This window comes from Pseudomonas alvandae, from assembly GCF_019141525.1.
Taxonomy (GTDB): domain Bacteria; phylum Pseudomonadota; class Gammaproteobacteria; order Pseudomonadales; family Pseudomonadaceae; genus Aquipseudomonas; species Aquipseudomonas alvandae.
On record NZ_CP077080.1, the window covers coordinates 1,053,353 to 1,071,633 of the forward strand.

14 protein-coding genes and 1 pseudogene are annotated in these 18,281 nt (G+C 52.7%); 4 read left to right on the forward strand and 11 right to left on the reverse strand.

Going from position 1 to position 18,281, the window contains the following annotated elements; all coding sequences use genetic code 11:
* Positions 1–133 precede the first annotated feature (133 nt).
* Both KSS97_RS04630 and KSS97_RS04635 read right to left on the reverse strand, forming a co-directional pair.
* On the reverse strand, positions 134–1,012 hold the full coding sequence (locus tag KSS97_RS04630; RefSeq protein ID WP_217861198.1) for a hypothetical protein: 879 nt from the start codon (positions 1,010–1,012) through the stop codon (positions 134–136).
* Positions 1,013–1,029: 17 nt separating this feature from the next.
* Complete coding sequence (locus KSS97_RS04635; RefSeq protein WP_217861199.1) at positions 1,030–1,635, reverse strand: hypothetical protein; 606 nt, start codon at positions 1,633–1,635, stop codon at positions 1,030–1,032.
* Positions 1,636–1,976: 341 nt separating this feature from the next.
* Between KSS97_RS04635 and KSS97_RS04640 the strand changes: the two genes are divergently transcribed.
* On the forward strand, positions 1,977–2,876 hold the full coding sequence (locus tag KSS97_RS04640) for a DUF808 domain-containing protein (protein WP_217861200.1): 900 nt from the start codon (positions 1,977–1,979) through the stop codon (positions 2,874–2,876).
* On the opposite strand, the gene KSS97_RS04645 is transcribed toward KSS97_RS04640, so the two are convergent.
* Genes KSS97_RS04645 through KSS97_RS04660 form a run of 4 tightly spaced genes read right to left on the reverse strand, consistent with a single transcriptional unit; the run spans position 2,873 to position 9,155 of the window.
* A complete protein-coding gene (locus KSS97_RS04645) occupies positions 2,873–4,354 on the reverse strand; it encodes a site-specific integrase (protein ID WP_217861201.1) in 1,482 nt (493 codons plus the stop codon). The genes KSS97_RS04640 and KSS97_RS04645 overlap by 4 nt on opposite strands.
* Positions 4,354–4,899, reverse strand: a complete 546-nt coding sequence (locus KSS97_RS04650) for a hypothetical protein (RefSeq protein ID WP_217861202.1) — start codon at positions 4,897–4,899, stop codon at positions 4,354–4,356. The genes KSS97_RS04645 and KSS97_RS04650 overlap by 1 nt, the downstream gene beginning before the upstream one ends.
* Positions 4,883–7,063, reverse strand: coding sequence for a hypothetical protein (locus tag KSS97_RS04655; RefSeq protein ID WP_217861203.1), 2,181 nt, complete (start codon positions 7,061–7,063; stop codon positions 4,883–4,885). The genes KSS97_RS04650 and KSS97_RS04655 overlap by 17 nt, the downstream gene beginning before the upstream one ends.
* Positions 7,064–7,067: 4 nt before the next feature.
* On the reverse strand, positions 7,068–9,155 hold the full coding sequence (locus KSS97_RS04660; protein ID WP_217861204.1) for a hypothetical protein: 2,088 nt from the start codon (positions 9,153–9,155) through the stop codon (positions 7,068–7,070).
* Positions 9,156–9,304: 149 nt separating this feature from the next.
* On the opposite strand from KSS97_RS04660, the pseudogene KSS97_RS04665 reads away from it, so the two are divergent.
* Positions 9,305–10,078, forward strand: a pseudogene (locus KSS97_RS04665) (calcium:cation antiporter); the annotation flags it as partial.
* Between the two features lie 118 nt (positions 10,079–10,196).
* Here the strand turns inward: KSS97_RS04665 and KSS97_RS04670 are convergent.
* The 5 genes from KSS97_RS04670 to KSS97_RS04690 all read right to left on the reverse strand — a co-directional run bounded on the left by KSS97_RS04670 (position 10,197) and on the right by KSS97_RS04690 (position 15,190).
* The gene (locus tag KSS97_RS04670; protein ID WP_198797884.1) at positions 10,197–11,555 is read right to left on the reverse strand and encodes an 8-oxoguanine deaminase; all 1,359 of its coding nucleotides are present in this window, start codon (positions 11,553–11,555) and stop codon (positions 10,197–10,199) included.
* 246 nt (positions 11,556–11,801) lie between these two features.
* Entirely contained in the window at positions 11,802–12,488 is a 687-nt protein-coding gene (locus tag KSS97_RS04675; protein WP_198797885.1) for an SDR family oxidoreductase, read from the reverse strand.
* Positions 12,489–12,917: 429 nt separating this feature from the next.
* A complete protein-coding gene (locus KSS97_RS04680) occupies positions 12,918–13,508 on the reverse strand; it encodes an IMPACT family protein (RefSeq protein ID WP_198797886.1) in 591 nt (196 codons plus the stop codon).
* Positions 13,509–13,514: 6 nt separating this feature from the next.
* Positions 13,515–14,165 (reverse strand): TetR/AcrR family transcriptional regulator, encoded by a 651-nt coding sequence (locus tag KSS97_RS04685; RefSeq protein WP_030138063.1) that lies wholly within the window; start codon positions 14,163–14,165, stop codon positions 13,515–13,517.
* 104 nt (positions 14,166–14,269) lie between these two features.
* Entirely contained in the window at positions 14,270–15,190 is a 921-nt protein-coding gene (locus tag KSS97_RS04690; protein ID WP_030138064.1) for a LysR family transcriptional regulator, read from the reverse strand.
* A gap of 122 nt (positions 15,191–15,312) precedes the next feature.
* On the opposite strand from KSS97_RS04690, the gene aptA reads away from it, so the two are divergent.
* Positions 15,313–16,662: an omega-aminotransferase AptA gene (aptA, locus tag KSS97_RS04695; RefSeq protein ID WP_030138065.1), complete on the forward strand. Its 1,350-nt coding sequence runs from the start codon at positions 15,313–15,315 to the stop codon at positions 16,660–16,662.
* Positions 16,663–16,723: 61 nt separating this feature from the next.
* Positions 16,724–18,217 (forward strand): CoA-acylating methylmalonate-semialdehyde dehydrogenase, encoded by a 1,494-nt coding sequence (locus KSS97_RS04700; protein ID WP_030138066.1) that lies wholly within the window; start codon positions 16,724–16,726, stop codon positions 18,215–18,217.
* Positions 18,218–18,281: the final 64 nt, after the last annotated feature.

The following is an 18,281-nucleotide window of genomic DNA, read 5'->3' on the forward strand; positions in this document are numbered from 1 at the left end:
CCGAGGAGAATTTGTGGTTTTAGAATTTACGTCGGCCAGGAGCCCTGAAGCTGAAGACTTACAGGGCGGTGTTTTGAAGGCCTAGTGGTGTGGTCGACGCGGGGCGTTGCTTCTCATTACCCACTGGTTTAAATCAGATCTGACTCAGCACACGGGCTCGGGCTTTCGTCCATAGAGTGGGAATAGGAACGAATAATAGTGATACTGCTTTCAAAAATAGTGGCAACTTCTTCCCGAACGGAGTGATCGGCTCGCTCGCAATGTGCATCGTGAATAGATAGCGATACACTCGACGTCTACTCAGAGGTAATAGTCCAGCTTGCTCCAAAATAGAAGGTCCAATTTGACCTACCATCCCAGTAACCATAATCCATAGAAGTATTAGCTCGGCGAGCAAAACGGTCGAAATTAAAATGTTGGCCACAATCGTTTTCCAGTCTTGCAGCGCCTCGAAAAATGAGTCGATGTTGCTTCCGAGTGTCACTACAGTGGCAAAAATTGCGGCAATAGCAGTCAACAACCCTATGAATCTCGCGGGGTCGGGAAGTCTTAGGAATGCAGCGAAGCGCGGCCCCATCGTGTCGTCGCTAGCCAAGTTCCGGATTTCCTCGCGCTCCTCCCACAGGAGTCTAATCTCCCGTGCTTTGTCTAAGAGCTTTTCTGGCGTGCATTCATAGCGGGCGCACAGCCACTGTTGCTTTAAGTGCAAGCGTTCGGTAAGCGAGGTGGTAGGGCCTGCTCCGAGGCGCGTTGCGCGCACCTGTGATGATACTTCCCCCATGTGAATCGCGCATATCATCGTGATTATCAATATCGGGAGTAGAGTAGGGATGAAATCAGTAAGCATTACATTAGGAACAGTTACCAAGGCCCATAGAAGAGCTATCAAGACCGTTCCCGTCCAAATCAAACAAACCTTTGCATCTCGCCTCTGCCAAGCAGCTCTGAGCGGAACACGCTCAAATAGTTGAAAGTATTCATCAATATCTATCTCAAGCTGCTTGATATTCATTACTATTGATCTCTGGATTAATTTTGCCTTGGGAAATAGAAGTTCAAGCTAAGATCCGGATCATTTGCGCATACCTCTAAAGCGAAGTCTTTAAGAGTTTTCATGGATTTTTTCACGTAATGATCGCGGGGGTGAGGATCTATGAAGGTTTCGATGTTAGAAGATGTGATTTCTTGAGTTTTTGGATGTACTAAATTATTCCTTAGCTGGAATGTTTCAAGTACGCCTTTCGCCAATAGGTCGCTTGGATGTTCTCCAAACACTGTGAGGAATATTTTTTCAAGTTTCTTAGAAATAGGTAATCTTTCAATTTCTGCTTTGTAATATGGTTCACCCAACCTCCTCACGCCATAGAAATTGAGAAAGCCTTCCATTGCTAGACATGCGTAGAGGTGAGTCGACGTAGCAGCACGATATGAAGCTTGGTGCAAATCAGAGGTTAGGTGAAAGACGAGGCTCTCACAGGTGTGCCCCTTTTTTTGGTGCCGTTTTTCGGATTTGGTAAGTCTCTTAGTCAGGGTGGCGTAGTCGCTATAGTAGTGCCATGCATTCTGATGGTGTGACATGTACGCGCTGTTCCATGCGCCGCTCTCGGCCATGCTGTAAATTTCCGTTTTTTTCATTTTATCTTCATCAAAAATATTCTAGGTAAGCATGATTTATTAGTTTTTAATATATTTCAATATGTAGCAAATATTTTTTTGCAGATGTGAGCGACTAATCTCTAGTCATCTTCGAATGGTGGAAGATCGAAACTTGGTAAAAATTGAAGCGGAGTTTGTTGCAGTCAGTGACGATATCCCCACGGTGCATTGAGTAATCGCGTGACCGGACTTGCTGCTATGGTATGCGTTTGGGAGAATTGGCTAGCCCCCTGCACCCGCTAGCAAACCGTCTATCAACTTGCCAATCAGAACGTCCGGCCGCCACTGATGTCTAGGGAGTGGGCCCAAGGAGGTAACTGATGGCGAGCAGTTTTTTTGCATTATTTGACGACATAGCAACGCTGCTGGACGACATCTCCGTGATGAGCAAGGTGGCGGCAAAGAAGACGGCGAGCGTCCTCACCGATGACTTGGCAGTGAATGCGGAGAAGGTGGTTGAACTCAAGGCGGATCGTGAGTTGCCGGTGGTGTGGGCCGTTCTGAAGGGATCGCTTGTTAACAAGGCCATCCTGGTTCCTTTGGCGCTTGGGCTGAATTACATCTCTCCAGTGATCGTGCACGGGCTTCTGGTCATCGGCGGCATATACCTCTGCTATGAGGGCATCGAGTCTTTGATTGAGAAGCTTACTCCCAAAGATAAAGGGGATGGTGCGCGCAAGGTGAAGGTGCTCAGCGATGAAGAGGCGAAGAGGTATGAAGCCAAGAAGATCAAAGGCGCAATCACTACGGATTTCGTGTTGAGCGCTGAAATCGTAGTCATCACGTTGAATGTTGTATCTGAAGCGCCTTTCCTTCAGCAAGTCGCAACACTGAGTCTGATAGCCCTGTTGGTCACATTTGGTGTTTACGGCCTGGTCGCCGGCATTGTCCGGATCGATGACCTGGGGTTACGCATGAAGAAAGTCACCACCCATGGCGTCTTCGCGCAAGCGGTACGAAGCGTAGGGGGAGGGCTTATTGCTGTCGCACCCAAGCTGATGAAATTGTTGTCATGGATAGGAACAATAGCGATGTTCTTCGTAGGCGGATCGTTCATCGCACAAGCCATGTCAGAGGTACCAAGCTGGTTGATTCCTGCAACCCTGAAACCTCACCTGCAAGGATATCTCCCCGAAGCGGGCATTGGAGTGATTGCCGGCGTCATTGTTGTAACACTTGTGCGCTTGGCACAAAGTCTACGAAAGGAGTCGCGAGCCTAAGATTTATGTTGAAGCGCGATTGTCTTGAGTGCTTCAACATCTGCTTGCATCTCCTCAAACCGTTTCAACATATGATCTGCGAACTCATGGTCCACTTGGTTCGACAACATAGCTTTGCGAACTTCATAACGCATAGAGGTGAGATCTTCCAGCTTCTCATCCAATTGTTTGAGATGTTGTATCGCCTCCCCATAGGTGTCGAATTTTGTGCTGAATTTGTATGCATTTTTAAAATACGTATAAAGTGATTCTGGGCTTCCATGCCCGGTTTTTGCTGCAACAATGGCACAGATACTATGGCGAATACCTTCGTTCCAGATAGCAGCGACGTTGGGATTTTTTGTCGTGTGTTGCATCTCTAGAAGAATTTCAATGGTGATAAATCTATGCCTGAACATCGATAGGCATAATTTGACATTGCCTAATCCAGTTGCAACAACTAACCGGGAAAAATCCCGTGTGAGTGAATCCTCATCAAGCGGGTCTCCATCCTCGGTGAGTAGTATTGACTGAGTTGCACTAGGGTGTAACTGTTTCTCACCAAAAATGGCTAAAAAATCATTTCGTGCTTTCAGATACTTTTCGAATCTATTAGCTTCAGCGATTGAGATAGGGAATTTCCTCAATGGGAGTTCATTATCTCTAGTTTTACCAGTTGGAAGGTATATGGCAAGTTCGTTAATAGAGTCGGTGTTCTTATCTATTGGAATATTGCAAAGCTCTATTGGTCGAAGTCCGCTAATTTTAAACATATGGATAGAAAACATTCGACGTTCATACATATATATCTTTTTTAACTGCTTCGGACTCGCTGTGTCGATTTGTTTGTCGGAAGGAGGCTCTGGTGAAGTTCCATAGCACTTCACAAAGATTGTATCTCTGAGTTGGCTAATATACTCATCTGGAATTGGAATCTTGTCCCCTTTTGGCGCGACTGCTGATGGCATGCTGGCGTGTGTATACGTAGTGCGCCCAGTCTTGGGGTTTCGACCTATGGTGACGTGTATCTGTGCACCGGATGACTCGTCCCCAATAAACGTTGGATCGACATTTAGTATAACATTTGCTTGAATCCAGCGTAAAAAACGAAATATGGTTTGTAGTATAGCAATAGTCTGATTGTTGTTTCTGCGGTTGCCACTTATCCCGTTCTTAAAAGATCTCTCTTTTTCGAGATAAGTAACCAGCTTGCTGATGTCTTCATCGTGTAAATTTAAAAGCTCTATGCGATATTTGTAACAGTGCCTTAGTAGGAATGATAAGTGTGAGGCGTAAGTACGACAGGTTTTAGTTCTGTCGTGGTTTCCTTTCTTCCTGCTTTGTTGTCGCAGCCACTCATTTGCTAATGCGCATGGAGCACCATTTGGCCACGTGAGATGGTAGAGACGACTATGCGTACGGTAGTTCACGAAGGCAGGATCGCGATAACCAACTGTTGATGGAATTTTCACGCCTTCGGTTTCACGAAAAAGTTGCATTAGGATTTACCTCCGTCGATTATCTTGAGGCTCGTAGATTCCTCATATCGAACAGGGTTGGCAAATGTCGTCATCTGTAGCGCCTTTGATTGACTAAGCGCTTGTACTAGTCTTTTTCTAGACAGATCTGGTAAGTTCCGATCCGACTCTGCGATGGCTCTGATTTCACGAAACAAGGAGAAGTAGGCCGTTTCATAGCGATGCATATGTCTCGACATTTCCTCCAAGAGTTGATCTGTGTTGACTGTCTCACAATCTGTTTGATAGTCTATAGTTGATCTATAAGCATCTTCCCGAAGCCGTAATATATGATCCCAGGCAGCGCCTTGACCAAGTAAGTGGATTGGAAGACTAATCGTCGAGCAATATTTTTTTAAGCTGTTGTAGGCGATTGGTTTGAATTTTCCTGGAATTTCTAAAGCACAGAATGCTTTCGTGCTCTCCAGCAGTTTTATTTGCTCTTGGGTCGCAGTAATTTCTCTGTTTTTTACCTGATATAACCATTCAAAGCGCTCAACAACCTGAGAGCTAGTTAGCTTTTTCATCAGCTTTGTTTCCAACTATAATTGCAATTTCTATGTCCATGTCCTGAACGTCCTTGGCTCGTAAGCCAACCATGTAGTGCTGAATGCTGAATTCCCCTGCTGCTAACATTCTCTTGACCGTATCGTGATAGTCATCCGCCGAGACGCCGGAAAGGCTTTTGACATTATGAATTTCACAAACCCTTTTATATAGAGTCGCTGTGCCTGGATTTTTTCCTTCATCCAGACGGTTAGCTCCAAATTCTATCAATCGGGACGCAACAGATTCCGTCTCATAACCCTGTAACTCTTCTCCGCGAAAAGTGTCTTCGTAATATGCCTTCGTATGCTCGGCATCCCCGTGGCCCACATACCAGCCGATAGCATCCAGTACATGGCTAGTCTCGTGACGGTAGATCGTGTGAATGAAGAAGCGCCGTAATTCGTGAATTCGTACGTACCATCGGCGCCCAACGTTATCCACTGGGGTCTCGACAATATCTGAGAACGTATCCATAGCGCGTGCCACACGGTGCTTAAGATGTTTGCCATCCGAAAACGGGAAATATTTAGTGGATGGAAAGTAAAATAGTTCGTCGGCATGAGCACTAGTATCCTGATTAATCTCCTTCAGGTTTTCTCCAAGATGCTGCAATTGACCGATTGCTTGTCCGACGATAGATGGGATAGGCCTCTGGATCAGCGGGTTGACGCCATGGGTACCCCTTTTACCGGCCGAATGCTCAAGCCATAGCCCCTCGTCGAAGGTTGATAGGAGCAGCGAATTCCTTGCCAGGTGGGCCAATTCACTTTCGCGTATTGGTTTGAGCATTCCTATTAGTGTCGCACATGCCCCGATGTAGCCCTCGACAACTTGATGGAATGACATTTCCTTCGGATCTATACTTCTGTGGGCTCTACGCTGTCGGCATTTAATATTCAGGTCTGTCGTTAGAGGTCTTGACTCCATACCTTCGATTTCAGTTGAAAGCCATCTGTCGCATGTTGAGTTGTATAGTTTGTCTAGTGCCTTGGAGCGTGCACTGCGCTCTAAGCTATCATATTGCTTAATTTCCGTTGCGTAGAAAAGACATGCGTTGATAATGTCGTCCCCGTAAAGTACCACCCATTTGCAAGCTTGTTGTAAGAGGTGTAATCCGATACCAAGTCGCAAAGTGTTGTGGTGTTTCGATGTGGTTGTATTGGCTTTGAATGTTAAAAGAACTTCCGGGGTGCTAATTTTTATTGGTGGAAAGAGCTGAGGCAGAAAATTGTGGGAGGCGAAGATTGCAGAAAGAAGATCAATTTGATCCTTGAGAGATTTTTTTGTCGGGCGGTGATTTTTAGCTTCTTCGAGCGTTGTGGTATTCTGGTTGTTATAGTTCGCCCGGGGGCTAGCGTTGATTAGTAGTTTAGGATGTGACAACGCCGGTTCAAACTGTCGAAGAAATACACGTATTTTAGGGTCGTGATGTAACTGTTGGGATTCACATCCGATTAACTCACCAAGCTTAATGCGAGAAAGCGTGCCGTTTACTTTTGTGTCACCACGCTGATGAGCTTTGGTGTACCATTTGTTAGCGGAGAAAAATCGAACTGCGTCTTTCAAAAAATCTTTCGGAAGATCAAACGGGTAATTCAGTAGTGAGGCTAAGTCAGTATTTGAGTGCGTTAAAGTATGAATGCCTTGTATCATGCGGGGAATATATTGGAGTGCTTCAGTCCAGCTGCCGAGCGACAGATCGCTCATAAGGTTAGCCAAGGCGTTATCATCTAGGCGCATGAAACCGTACTTTGTAGGTTCATACTTGCCTTCGTACAGAACTAGCCAAGAACAAACTTGGAGGGAGGCGGCAACATACTCTCCCCAACGTTGGGTTTTTACGCTGTAGCGCATCGGATTGTTGCGCATCATTGCCGCCATTTGCTGCACGGTGTACAGCATTTGTCTATTGCATGGATCGCAAAGATTCGTTCCATCTGGAAGAGCGTGTGTAAAGTAAACAGTCAGTTTCTTATTTCGACCATTATCCTTCACAATCCAAAAGCTGTCGCCCATTGCGCCTTGGAGCAGCCATGGCTTCGCTTCAAGGTCAGCAGCTGGATACATTAGGCTGTTAGCGTTTGCAAGTAAACGTTGTATTTCAGCTGCCTCGTCTACAGGTTTTGCCGTGTATCTGCCCATAGATTCAGTCCTTGTAGAACGCCGTGGCTGTGCGAAATCGCTGCAAGAACTCACCAGCTATTTTACAGGCGCGTTGGTGAACGAGTTTGAATTCCAAACTAGACTCGCCTTGTAGTTCTATATTTGCCGAGAAGTCCGAAGCCGAGTCGGCAGGGTTTTCAGCTACGCATCTCATTAGCCGAGCCAATGCAATGAGCTTGGCTTCCTCTTCTTCCAAATCGTCTAGGGCTGCATGATGCGGCTGGTTGTCTAATAAGCTTTCATAGGCGTACAAAGCTGCCAATGAATCGGGCTTCAGGTTAATGAATAAGACTTTTGAAGGTGGACTCTTATCCTTGCTTCCAAATCGCTCTTCAATCGCTTGGGTGAAGGCGTCTCCCTCTCGTCCTTCAGTCAACATACTTTTGACAAACACGGTGATTTGGTCGAGCGAGGTAAAGTCTGATGCTGGTAGCAGCCAGGGTGTTCCAGCATTTGCGACAATCACCAGTTTCTGGTGGAATCGCCGGATAAGGCGTTCGCACCAGCGCTCGATTATCCATGGCGGTATGTAGGAGCTAAGGATCGCTTGTATTGTATTGCCCAATTTCTTCGCCATTGCCTCAAGGCTGCCTCTGGCTAAAAATTCAAGAATACCTTCAGTGTTCCGTATGTGTGAAAGCGTGAATGTGTTCGGTTTTACATCTGGTGCCTTTTCTCCAAGATGTATTGCGTCATAAAGATTTAAACCTGAACCTCCGTTTAACTTCGTATCAATATCCATGGTGGTTCCCATATTCAACCTATGAGATACCAAAAATAGGTAGCGATACCGTGCGTCATGGGAATTTAGCAGTTTTGTTCTGATTATCTGTGTCGCTTGAATTACATCCTCCATGACCATCTCTGACATGGAGGGGAGGGAAGAAAATTTCCTGCTCTGAGCCCGCCTTTTTTCGACGCTGAAAACTACATTTCCGTTGATGGTGATGCTGTAGAAGCTGTTGCCGTCGTCGTCTATCAATTTGGCTTGTTGAAGCGGCATTGAGTTGAAAACAGGATTCTCCGTAGTGAGCAATACGGCGGCGGCAGAGCAATCCCTTATGGATAATAGTCCCAGCAATCTATTAAGTATTTCGGTCGCCTGCATACGGTCGTCATTCCCGACACCGGCAATCTTGCGTAATACTGGTCCAATTAGTTTTCTGAAATCTTGTGAGGATTTCAATCTTTTAAAAAACCTATACCGTTTCGCTAGACCTGTAAATGAGATGTGAGTTAAGTTTGGGTCGTTATGCAGGTAGTAATTAGCGACCGCCAAGAACCAGTTAATTCCGTTCGGTGATCTTGGGTCGCAGATGCACGGCTTATTTCCAGGCCCAAATTTCCCAGATGCGAGTACTTTTTCTATTTGTTCTTTGCTTATAGAATTTATGAGTTCTTGCCCGTTAGCATGGGCTGCTTTCATTTTGACCCAGTAATCATAACAACCATCGCGAACCGCCGATGACGCGAGTTTTAGTTTTGACTCAATTACATCGATGTATTCCTCGTCAGATAATGCGAAAGTTTGATCAACTAAATATATCTGAGGAAGTGTTTTGTTCTTGAATTCAACTCTCTGCCGGCTCTCACCTAGTACAGTTCGCGCCTCACTATCCTCAAATCCGATTGTCGATCCTCTCATCGACAAAGTGAGGATCGGCACCGTCCAAGGCATGTGCCCGTCAACCTTCAACTGCTGATACAAAGCTCGCGCTGCTGGCCACGATGACTTGCGACTCATAAATGAGGCGGTGGAGTGGTCGGTGTCTGTCAGGTGGAATGTAAAATGGGCGAGGCAGAAAGGCCTCCACTCCTCTTCTGATTTTGGAAGCCTACCTCCCCAGCTCGCCATGAAATTGAATTTGCGCTTCAATCCCTCGATATATCCCAACTGGGATTCAAGGGCTGCGCCTTCGCTCATTTGCACGGTGCTATTGCATAGGACCAAAACGTCTTCGATATGAACGGTCGGTGGGAAGGTGGCCGTAGCAATTCGCCACCCTGATCCCTTCAAAAGGTCGGGCATTCGGAATTGGATTTGCCCTTCTTCGGCAAGGCGATATTGCATCGACAGCGTCCTCCCACTCGGTAGCGTTGAGCCTAGCTACAGGTGATACGGTGTCAAATCTAGGTATCAAGAAAATATCTAGAGACCATCTATATATCTGAAAAATATGGATAAAAATGTAGACCTAAATTTGACATGTCTAGAAAACGGTAATGCTCGACATCAACGGTATTCTCGGACTCGCGGCGCTGATGGGCGGGCTCAAGCATGGCGAGCAGGTTTACAACGACGATTCGGCGCGGACCTACAGTGTGATGATCCTCACGGCCATGGGGGTGTCGATGGTGGTGCCGGAGTTCATTCCGCGGGAAAGCTGGAAAACCTACTCGGCGTTTACCATCGGCGCGATGATGGTGCTGTACGCTTTGTTCCTGCGCATGCAGGTGGGCCCCCACAGTTATTTCTTCAGCTACAGCTACCCGGAAAAGCGCCGCAGGAAAGAGCCGGTGGAAACCGAGCCAAAACCCATCAGCCTGGCCTTTTCAATCGGTGCGCTGGTATTTGGTGTGATCGTGATCGGTGCGCTCGCCGAGATCATGTCCAAGGCCATCGACTTGGGGCTGGAGGGTTCCGGCGCGCCGCCGGTCGTCACGGCGATCCTGGTGGCCGCCATCTCCGCTGCGCCGGAAATTCTCACTGCGCTGCGGGCAGCCCTGGCCAACCGCATGCAGTCGGTGGTCAACATCGCACTGGGTGCGTCGCTGTCCACGGTGATTCTGACCGTGCCGGTGATGGAAGCGATGGCGCTTTACACCGGCCAGCCATTCCAGATGGCAATGACGCCAGTCCAGACGGTGATGATTTTCATCACGTTGATCGTCAGCGCCATCAACCTCAACGATGGCGAAACCAACGCCATCGAGGGCATGACCCACTTCGTGTTGTTTTCGACGTTTGTGACGTTGTCGTTGCTGGGTCTTTAATTTTTCATAGTCTTTGTGGGAGCGAGCTTGCTCGCGATAGCGCCGGGTCAGTCAACATCGATGTTGAATGTTAGGCCGATATCGCGAGCAAGCTCGCTCCCACATGGTGGTGGTTTGATCAGGAGGCTGCTATCAACTCCCGCGCCGCCTGGCTGTGATCGGCGATCAACCCTTTCAGGTCAAGGCCTTCGACCTGTCCGTCAATCACTCGCCACTCACCGGCGATCATCACCCGATCCGCCCGATCAGCGCCGCACAGCAGCAGGGCGGAGATCGGGTCATGGCTGCCGGAGAAGCGCAACTCATCAAGCTTGAACAGCGCCAGGTCGGCCTGTTTGCCCACCGCCAGTTCACCGATGTCGCTGCGTCCCAGCAGTTGCGCCGACCCTCGGGTTGCCCAGCCCAGCACCCGTTCCGGGGTGATCGCTTGGGCGCCGTAGCGCAGGCGTTGGATGTAGAGCGCCTGGCGGGTTTCGAGAATCATGTTCGAAGCGTCGTTGGACGCCGAGCCGTCCACGCCCAGGCCAAGCGGTGCGCCGGCGGCCGTCAATTCAAGCGTCGGGCAAATGCCCGAGGCCAGGCGCATGTTCGAACTCGGGCAGTGGCAGATGCCGGTACCGGCGGCGCCGAGGCGGCTGATTTCATCCGGGTTGAAGTGAATGCCGTGGGCCAACCAGGTGCGAGGGCCGAGCCAACCGACACTGTCCAGGTAGTCCACGGTGCGCAGGCCGAATCGTTGCAGGCAGAAATCTTCTTCATCGAGGGTTTCGGCGAGGTGTGTGTGCAGGCGCACATCGAGCTCTTCGGCGAGTTCGGCGCTGGCGCTCATGATTTCGGTCGTGACCGAAAACGGTGAACACGGCGCCAGGGCGATCTGGATTTGCGCGCCCGCACCGCGTTCGTGGTATCGAGCGATCAGCCGCTGGCTGTCATCAAGAATCACCTGCCCCTGCTGCACGGTCTGCTGCGGCGGCAAGCCTCCGTCGGCCTCGCCCAGGCTCATCGAGCCGCGGGTCAACATCGCGCGCATGCCCAGTTCGCGGACACTTTGCACCTGCACGTCGATGGCGTTTTCCAGCCCTTGCGGAAACAGGTAGTGGTGGTCGGCCGCCGTGGTGCAGCCCGACAGCAGCAGTTCGGCGAGTGCCACTTTGCTGGCCAGGGCGAGTTTTTCCGGTGTGAGTCGCGCCCATACCGGGTAAAGCGTCTTCAGCCATGGGAATAGCGGCTGGTTGACCACAGGCGCCCAGGCGCGGGTCAGGGTCTGATAGAAGTGATGATGGGTGTTGATCAGCCCAGGCAGGATGACGTGCTCGCGGGCATCGAAAATCTTGTCGCAGGGCCGGGCAGGTTGCTGGCCGGCTCCCAGCAGCTCGACGATCACGCCGTCCTGCAGCACGAGGCCACCACGGGCATCAAGCTCGTTGGCGGTAAAAATGGCGAGGGGGTTTTTCAACCAGGTACGGGTCGCAGGCATGATGGCCGGCTCCTCTGAAAATGGGTTCAGGTTAGCCAGCTCAGTGATGCCCTGTCTGCTGATCCAGGGGCGCCGTGGGAGGGCGCGGTTCGGAGTTTACTCAGGTTGCCGGACGCATTTCCAGTGCCCAGTTAAGTTCTACTGTGGGAGCGGGCTTGCTCGCGAAAGCGGCGTATCAGCCGACATCCTGTTACCTGACTGTCTGCTTTCGCGAGCAAGCCCGCTCTCGCAATGAATTCGTGGTGTTTACCAGGGAATCGTCTCGCCTCTGTAATTGACGAAGTGATGTCCGCCCTTGCCGGCGAAGGCATTGACCTGATCGATCAGTCCGCGGGTGCTGGTCTCCACATCGATTTGCGCATCTTCCCCGCCCATATCGGTTTTCACCCAACCCGGATGCAGCGACAGTACGGTCAATGACTGCCCGTCCAATTGGCTGACAAAACTGTTGGTCATCGAATTGAGCGCGGCCTTGCTTGCCTTATACAGCGCCAACTCCGGCGCGTCGGGCATGGTGACGCTGCCCAGCACGGAGCTCATGAAGGCCAGTACGCCGCTGCCTTCGCGGATTTGCCCGACGAAACGCTGAGCCAGGTTGATCGGGGCCACGGCATTGGTGAAAAACAATTGGCCGACCTCAGCCAGCGTTGCGCCGCCCGGGCTTTGGTTCGCGGGGCCCTTGACCCCTGCGTTGACGAAAAGCAGATCAAAGGTTTCGCCTTTGAGCTGCTGGCTCAAGGCGATGACGGCTTGCTGGTCGTCCATGTCGAGCTTCTCGACGTGTACCGGCCCCAGCGCTTTCAAGGACTCTGCACCCTGCGGGTTGCGCACGGTGGCGGTTACGTGCCAGCCATCACTCAGAAGCGTCTTCACCAAGCCAAGGCCCAGGCCCCGGGAGGCGCCGATGATCAATGCTTTTTTTACCGAATTCATGAGTGCTTCCTTGAGAAGAAAAAGTCACGGATTTAATGGACAGCGTTTCTTGAGCCGTTGTTTCAACGCGTGACGCCACGCGTCGGATTTGGCCATGCTGCCCCGTAACGCCTGGTTAAAAAATGAACAAGCGGCTGCGAGCCATGCTGCTCCTGGTGATGCTGGAGCCATGAACGGGTTATCCACAGGTTGCTCCACAGTAATTGTGCGCAAGCGTTATCGTCAGGCATAAGCCCTGTACGGCTGTCTCCTAAAGGTGATAAAGCGCCGCAACCGCTTGTTTTTGGTGTGGATTTGGACAATCTTGATTGCTCTGTACGAAAAATGAACAAACCTCTGGAAGCCGCATGACAGAAGGGTTACAGCGTGATGCGCCCAGGTTATCCACAAGCGGGTGCACAGCGCATGTGGGCAAGTCTGGGACGTACATCATGGGGTTTCGCGCTCCAGGCGTATCTGCCCGCGGCTCAAGTCGGCCAGCCGCGCCTGCAATGTTTCGATGTGTTCTTCGCCCACCGCTAATTGAAGTTCCACACCATTGGCAGTGAAGCGCTCGGCATTCACCACGCCACCGCATTCGGCTGTGCGCAGTTTTACCAGGGCCAGCTCCGCGAACCCGCAAACACACTGCAGCGACACGCGGCTGATCAATTCAACTTTCTCAGCGTTTTGCAGGCATTTGTTTGCTCCGCCGCCGTAGGCCCGGGCCAACCCGCCGGTACCCAATTGGATTCCGCCGTACCAGCGGATGACCAGCACCACGACCTGGTCGCAGGCCTGGGCCTGGATGGCTGCCAGGATCGGACGCCCGGCGGTGCCGCCAGGTTCGCCGTCGTCGCTGCTGCGATACTGCTCACCCAGTTTCCATGCCCAGCAATTGTGGGTGGCATCGTGGTCGCTGTGCTGCTCGATAAAGGCCAGGGCTTCGGCAGGGCTGGTGATGGGGGCGGCGAGGGTAATGAAACGGCTTTTGCGAATCTCTTCTCGGTATTCGCAAAAACCGACGAGGGTATAAGGCATGTAATCCTAGAGATCAGGTGTCAGGCCGCAGCCTTTGAGAATGATACGGATGAGGTTGTCGCCGGCGTCGATCATGTCTTGCTTGGTCAGCTTGCTGCGACCGGTCACGCGACAGATCTGGGTGGCGAAATCTGCGTAATGTTGAGTGCTGCCCCAGAGCAGGAAAATGAGGTGCACCGGATCGACCGGGTCCATTTTGCCCGCATCGATCCAGGCTTGGAAAACAGCCGCCCGGCCCTTGAACCAGGCGCGATAGTCCTGGTTGAAATACTCGCTCAGGCACTCGCCTCCGCTGATCACCTCCATGGCGAAGATCCGCGACGCCTGGGGTTGGCGGCGCGAGAACTCCATCTTGGCGCGAATATACCGGGTCAATGCCTCTGCCGGATCGTCTTCGGCGGTCAGGGAATTGAACGTGCTGTCCCATAGCTCGATGATATTGCTCAGCACCGCCACATAGAGCCCGAGCTTGTTGGTGAAGTAGTAATGCAAGTTCGCCTTGGGCAATCCGGCCTTCAGGGCGATGGTATTCATGCTGGTGCCCTTGAAACCGTGACGGGCGAACTCATCCTCGGCGGCCCTGAGGATGGTCTCTTCGTTCTGTTGACGAATGCGGCCGGTAGGCTTGCCACCATGGGCGGGAACTTCAAAGGTCATGGACATTTCCGGGCTGGGTCTGTGGGGGCGGGCAAATGCGTTCATAGCGCACCGGCGCGGATCCGACAAGTGTTGCGGCGATAAAAGCCATGCGAGGCGGAGAATCAGCGCGTTGCCGCCAGGCTTTCGAGAAAACTTTCCAGCACCAGATGAGGACGACGCCCCTTTCGCGTCACCGACGCCAGGCTCAGGTCGTAGAAACGCGCCAAGGGCTTGAGGGCTCGCAGCCGTCCTTGCTGGACCCAGAGATTGGCATAGTGGTCCGGCAGATAACCGATATAACGCCCGGTCAGGATCAAGAACGCCATGCCTTCGCGATCCGATGCGCTGGCGGTGCAGTTCAACGCCTGGTAATGGGCCTGGATGTCGGCCGGCAAACGGAACGTCGGCGCGATGGCGTCCTGGCTATTAAGGCGAGCGTCCTCGAGTTGCTGGTCATCCACATAAAACAGCGGGTGCCCCACGGCGCAATACAGCAACGAACGCTCACTGTAGAGCGGTTGGTACTCAAGCCCGGAAAGTACACTGGCCTGGGGAACCACACCGACATGCAGGCGACCATCCAGCACGCCTTGCTCGACTTCGTTGGGGGCGATCATGCGAATCTGGATCTGCACGTCCGGCCCGCGTTCTTTCAACTGGGCAAGGGCGTGGGTGATGCGCATGTGGGGCAGGGTGACGAGGTTGTCCGTCAGGCCTATGGTCAGTTCTCCGCGCAGATGCTGGTGAAGACCGTTGACCTCGGTGCGGAAACTTTCCAGCGCACTCAATAGTTGCAGGGCCGATTGATAGACCTCACGGCCTTCTTCGGTCAGTGAAAATCCCGCGCGGCCACGCTGGCACAAGCGCAGCCCAAGGCGTTGTTCCAGATCGTTCATCTGTTGGCTGATGGCCGAGCGACCGATGCCAAGCACCGTTTCGGCGGCGGAAAATCCACCGCATTCCACCACGCTGCGAAAGATCCGCAGCAAGCGAATATCGAAGTCGCTGACCTGGGCCAGCGGATCGGGACGGCGAATGCTCATAGTTTAGTGATCCGCTGACTGAAGGTTAGAAAAGCTGGATTTCACCGACTTTATCGCCGTGGCAACTTAGCCGCAAGAACGCTTCTGATTTCATACCGTTTATGTCTTGCGAGGTTTTGTCGATGAACATGCCCGAACACGCTGTCGGTTCCCTGGCCAGCCAGCTCAAGCTGGATGCCCACTGGATGCCTTACACAGCCAATCGCAATTTCCAACGCGACCCCCGGCTGATCGTCGCGGCCGAAGGCAGTTGGCTGACGGATGACAAGGGGCGCAAGGTCTACGATTCGCTGTCGGGATTGTGGACATGCGGCGCCGGGCACACCCGCAAAGAGATCCAGGAGGCGGTCGCCAAGCAACTGGGCACCCTCGATTATTCGCCGGGATTCCAATATGGGCATCCACTGTCGTTCCAGTTGGCGGAAAAAATCACCAGCCTGACCCCGGGCAATCTCAACCATGTGTTCTTCACCGACTCCGGGTCCGAATGCGCCGATACCGCTGTGAAAATGGTTCGCGCTTACTGGCGCCTCAAGGGGCAGGCCACCAAGACCAAGATGATCGGACGGGCCCGCGGTTATCACGGCGTGAACATCGCCGGCACCAGCCTGGGCGGCGTCAGCGGTAACCGCAAATTGTTCGGCCAGGCCATGATGGACGTCGATCATTTGCCCCACACCCTGCTTGCCGGCAATGCGTTCTCCCGTGGCATGCCGAAGGAGGGGGGGATCGCCTTGGCCGATGAACTGTTGAAGCTGATCGAGTTGCACGACGCTTCGAATATCGCCGCGGTGTTTGTCGAACCTATGGCAGGGTCCGCCGGTGTCCTGGTGCCGCCAGAGGGATACCTCAAGCGCCTGCGGGAAATCTGCGATCAGCACAACATCCTGCTGGTGTTTGACGAAGTGATTACGGGTTTTGGTCGTACCGGCTCGATGTTTGGCGCCGACAGTTTTGGTGTAACGCCGGACCTGATGTGCATCGCCAAGCAAGTCACTAATGGCGCGATTCCCATGGGGGCTGTGATCGCCAGTTCCGAAATCTATCAGACCTTCATGAGCCAGCCGACGCCCGAATATGCCGTGGAATTTCCCCATGGCTATACGTATTCGGCGCATCCGGTGGCGTGCGCAGCAGGCTTGGCGGCCCTGGACCTGTTGCAGAAGGAAAACCTGGTACAGAGCGTGGCCGAGGTCGCGCCGCATTTTGAAAAAGCCTTGCATGGTTTGAAGGGCTCGAAAAACGTCATCGACATTCGCAACTTTGGCCTTGCGGGGGCGATCCAGATCGCACCGCGCGATGGCGACGCGATCGTTCGCCCATTCGAGGCGGGCATGGCACTGTGGAAGGCTGGCTTCTATGTGCGATTCGGTGGTGACACGCTGCAGTTCGGGCCAACGTTCAACAGCAAGCCCCAGGACCTTGATCGACTGTTCGATGCGGTTGGCGAAGTGCTGAACAAAGTCGACTGATTCCTCTTTATATAAGGACGCTCCTCCGGGGCGTCCGCTGTCCGATTCGTCTGGAGTCCCCATGAGTCTCATTCCGCATTTGATCAATGGCGAGTTGTTGAGCGACAACGCGCGCACCGCCGACGTGTTCAACCCATCCACCGGGCAGGCGATCCATAAAGTACCGCTGGCGGATCGCGCAACCATTCAACACGCCATCGACGCTGCCAAGGCGGCTTTCCCGGCCTGGCGCAATACGCCGGCGGCGAAGCGCGCTCAGGTCATGTTTCGTTTCAAGCAGTTGCTGGAGCAGAACGAGTCGCGCATCGCGCAGTTGATCAGCGAAGAACATGGCAAGACTCTGGAAGATGCCGCCGGTGAGCTCAAGCGCGGTATTGAAAACGTCGAGTTTGCCTGTGCCGCGCCGGAAATCCTGAAGGGCGAATACAGTCGCAACGTAGGACCCAATATTGACGCTTGGTCAGACTTCCAGCCTTTGGGGGTTGTGGCGGGTATCACGCCGTTCAACTTCCCGGCGATGGTGCCGTTGTGGATGTACCCACTGGCTATCGTCTGTGGCAACTGCTTCATCCTCAAGCCTTCCGAGCGCGATCCGAGTTCGACACTGCTGATCGCCCAGCTGTTGCTGGAGGCCGGTTTGCCCAAGGGAGTTCTGAGCGTGGTCCACGGTGACAAGGCCGCGGTGGATGCATTGATCGAGGCACCGGAAGTGAAGGCGCTGAGTTTTGTCGGATCGACGCCGATTGCCGAATACATCTATGCCGAGGGTACTCGCCGCGGCAAGCGTGTGCAGGCATTGGGCGGGGCGAAGAACCATGCGGTGCTGATGCCTGATGCTGACCTGGACAATGCCGTCAGCGCGTTGATGGGTGCCGCGTACGGTTCGTGCGGCGAGCGTTGCATGGCGATTTCGGTGGCGGTGTGTGTCGGCGATCAGGTGGCGGATGCGCTGGTGGCCAAGCTGGTGCCGCAGATCAAGGCGCTGAAGATCGGCGCGGGGACTTCGTGTGGGCTGGACATGGGGCCGCTTGTTACTGGTCAGCATCGCGACAAGGTCAGTGGCTATATAGAAGAAGGCGTATCGGCGGGGGCCTCGCTGGTTGTCGACGGTCGCGGCTTGAGTGTGGCAGGGCATGAAGAGGGCTTCTTCCTCGGCGGTTGCCTCTTCGATCGCGTGACGCCCGAGATGCGTATCTATAAGGAAGAGATCTTCGGACCGGTGCTGTGTCTCGTCAGGGTCAATAGCCTCGAAGAGGCGATGCAACTGATCAACGATCACGAGTATGGCAACGGCACCTGTATCTTCACCCGTGACGGCGAAGCTGCGCGGCTGTTCTGTGATGAGATTGAAGTCGGCATGGTAGGCGTCAACGTACCGTTGCCGGTGCCTGTTGCTTATCACAGCTTTGGTGGTTGGAAGCGTTCGCTGTTTGGCGACCTGCATGCCTATGGCCCGGATGGCGTGCGCTTCTATACCCGTCGCAAGGCGATTACCCAGCGCTGGCCGCAGCGTGCCAGCCACGAGGCTTCACAATTCGCATTTCCCAGCCTGTAATTGATAAGTGAAGAAGCCGGCACCTTTGGGTGTCGGCTTCTGCGTTTAAGGGCTTTTTTGACTG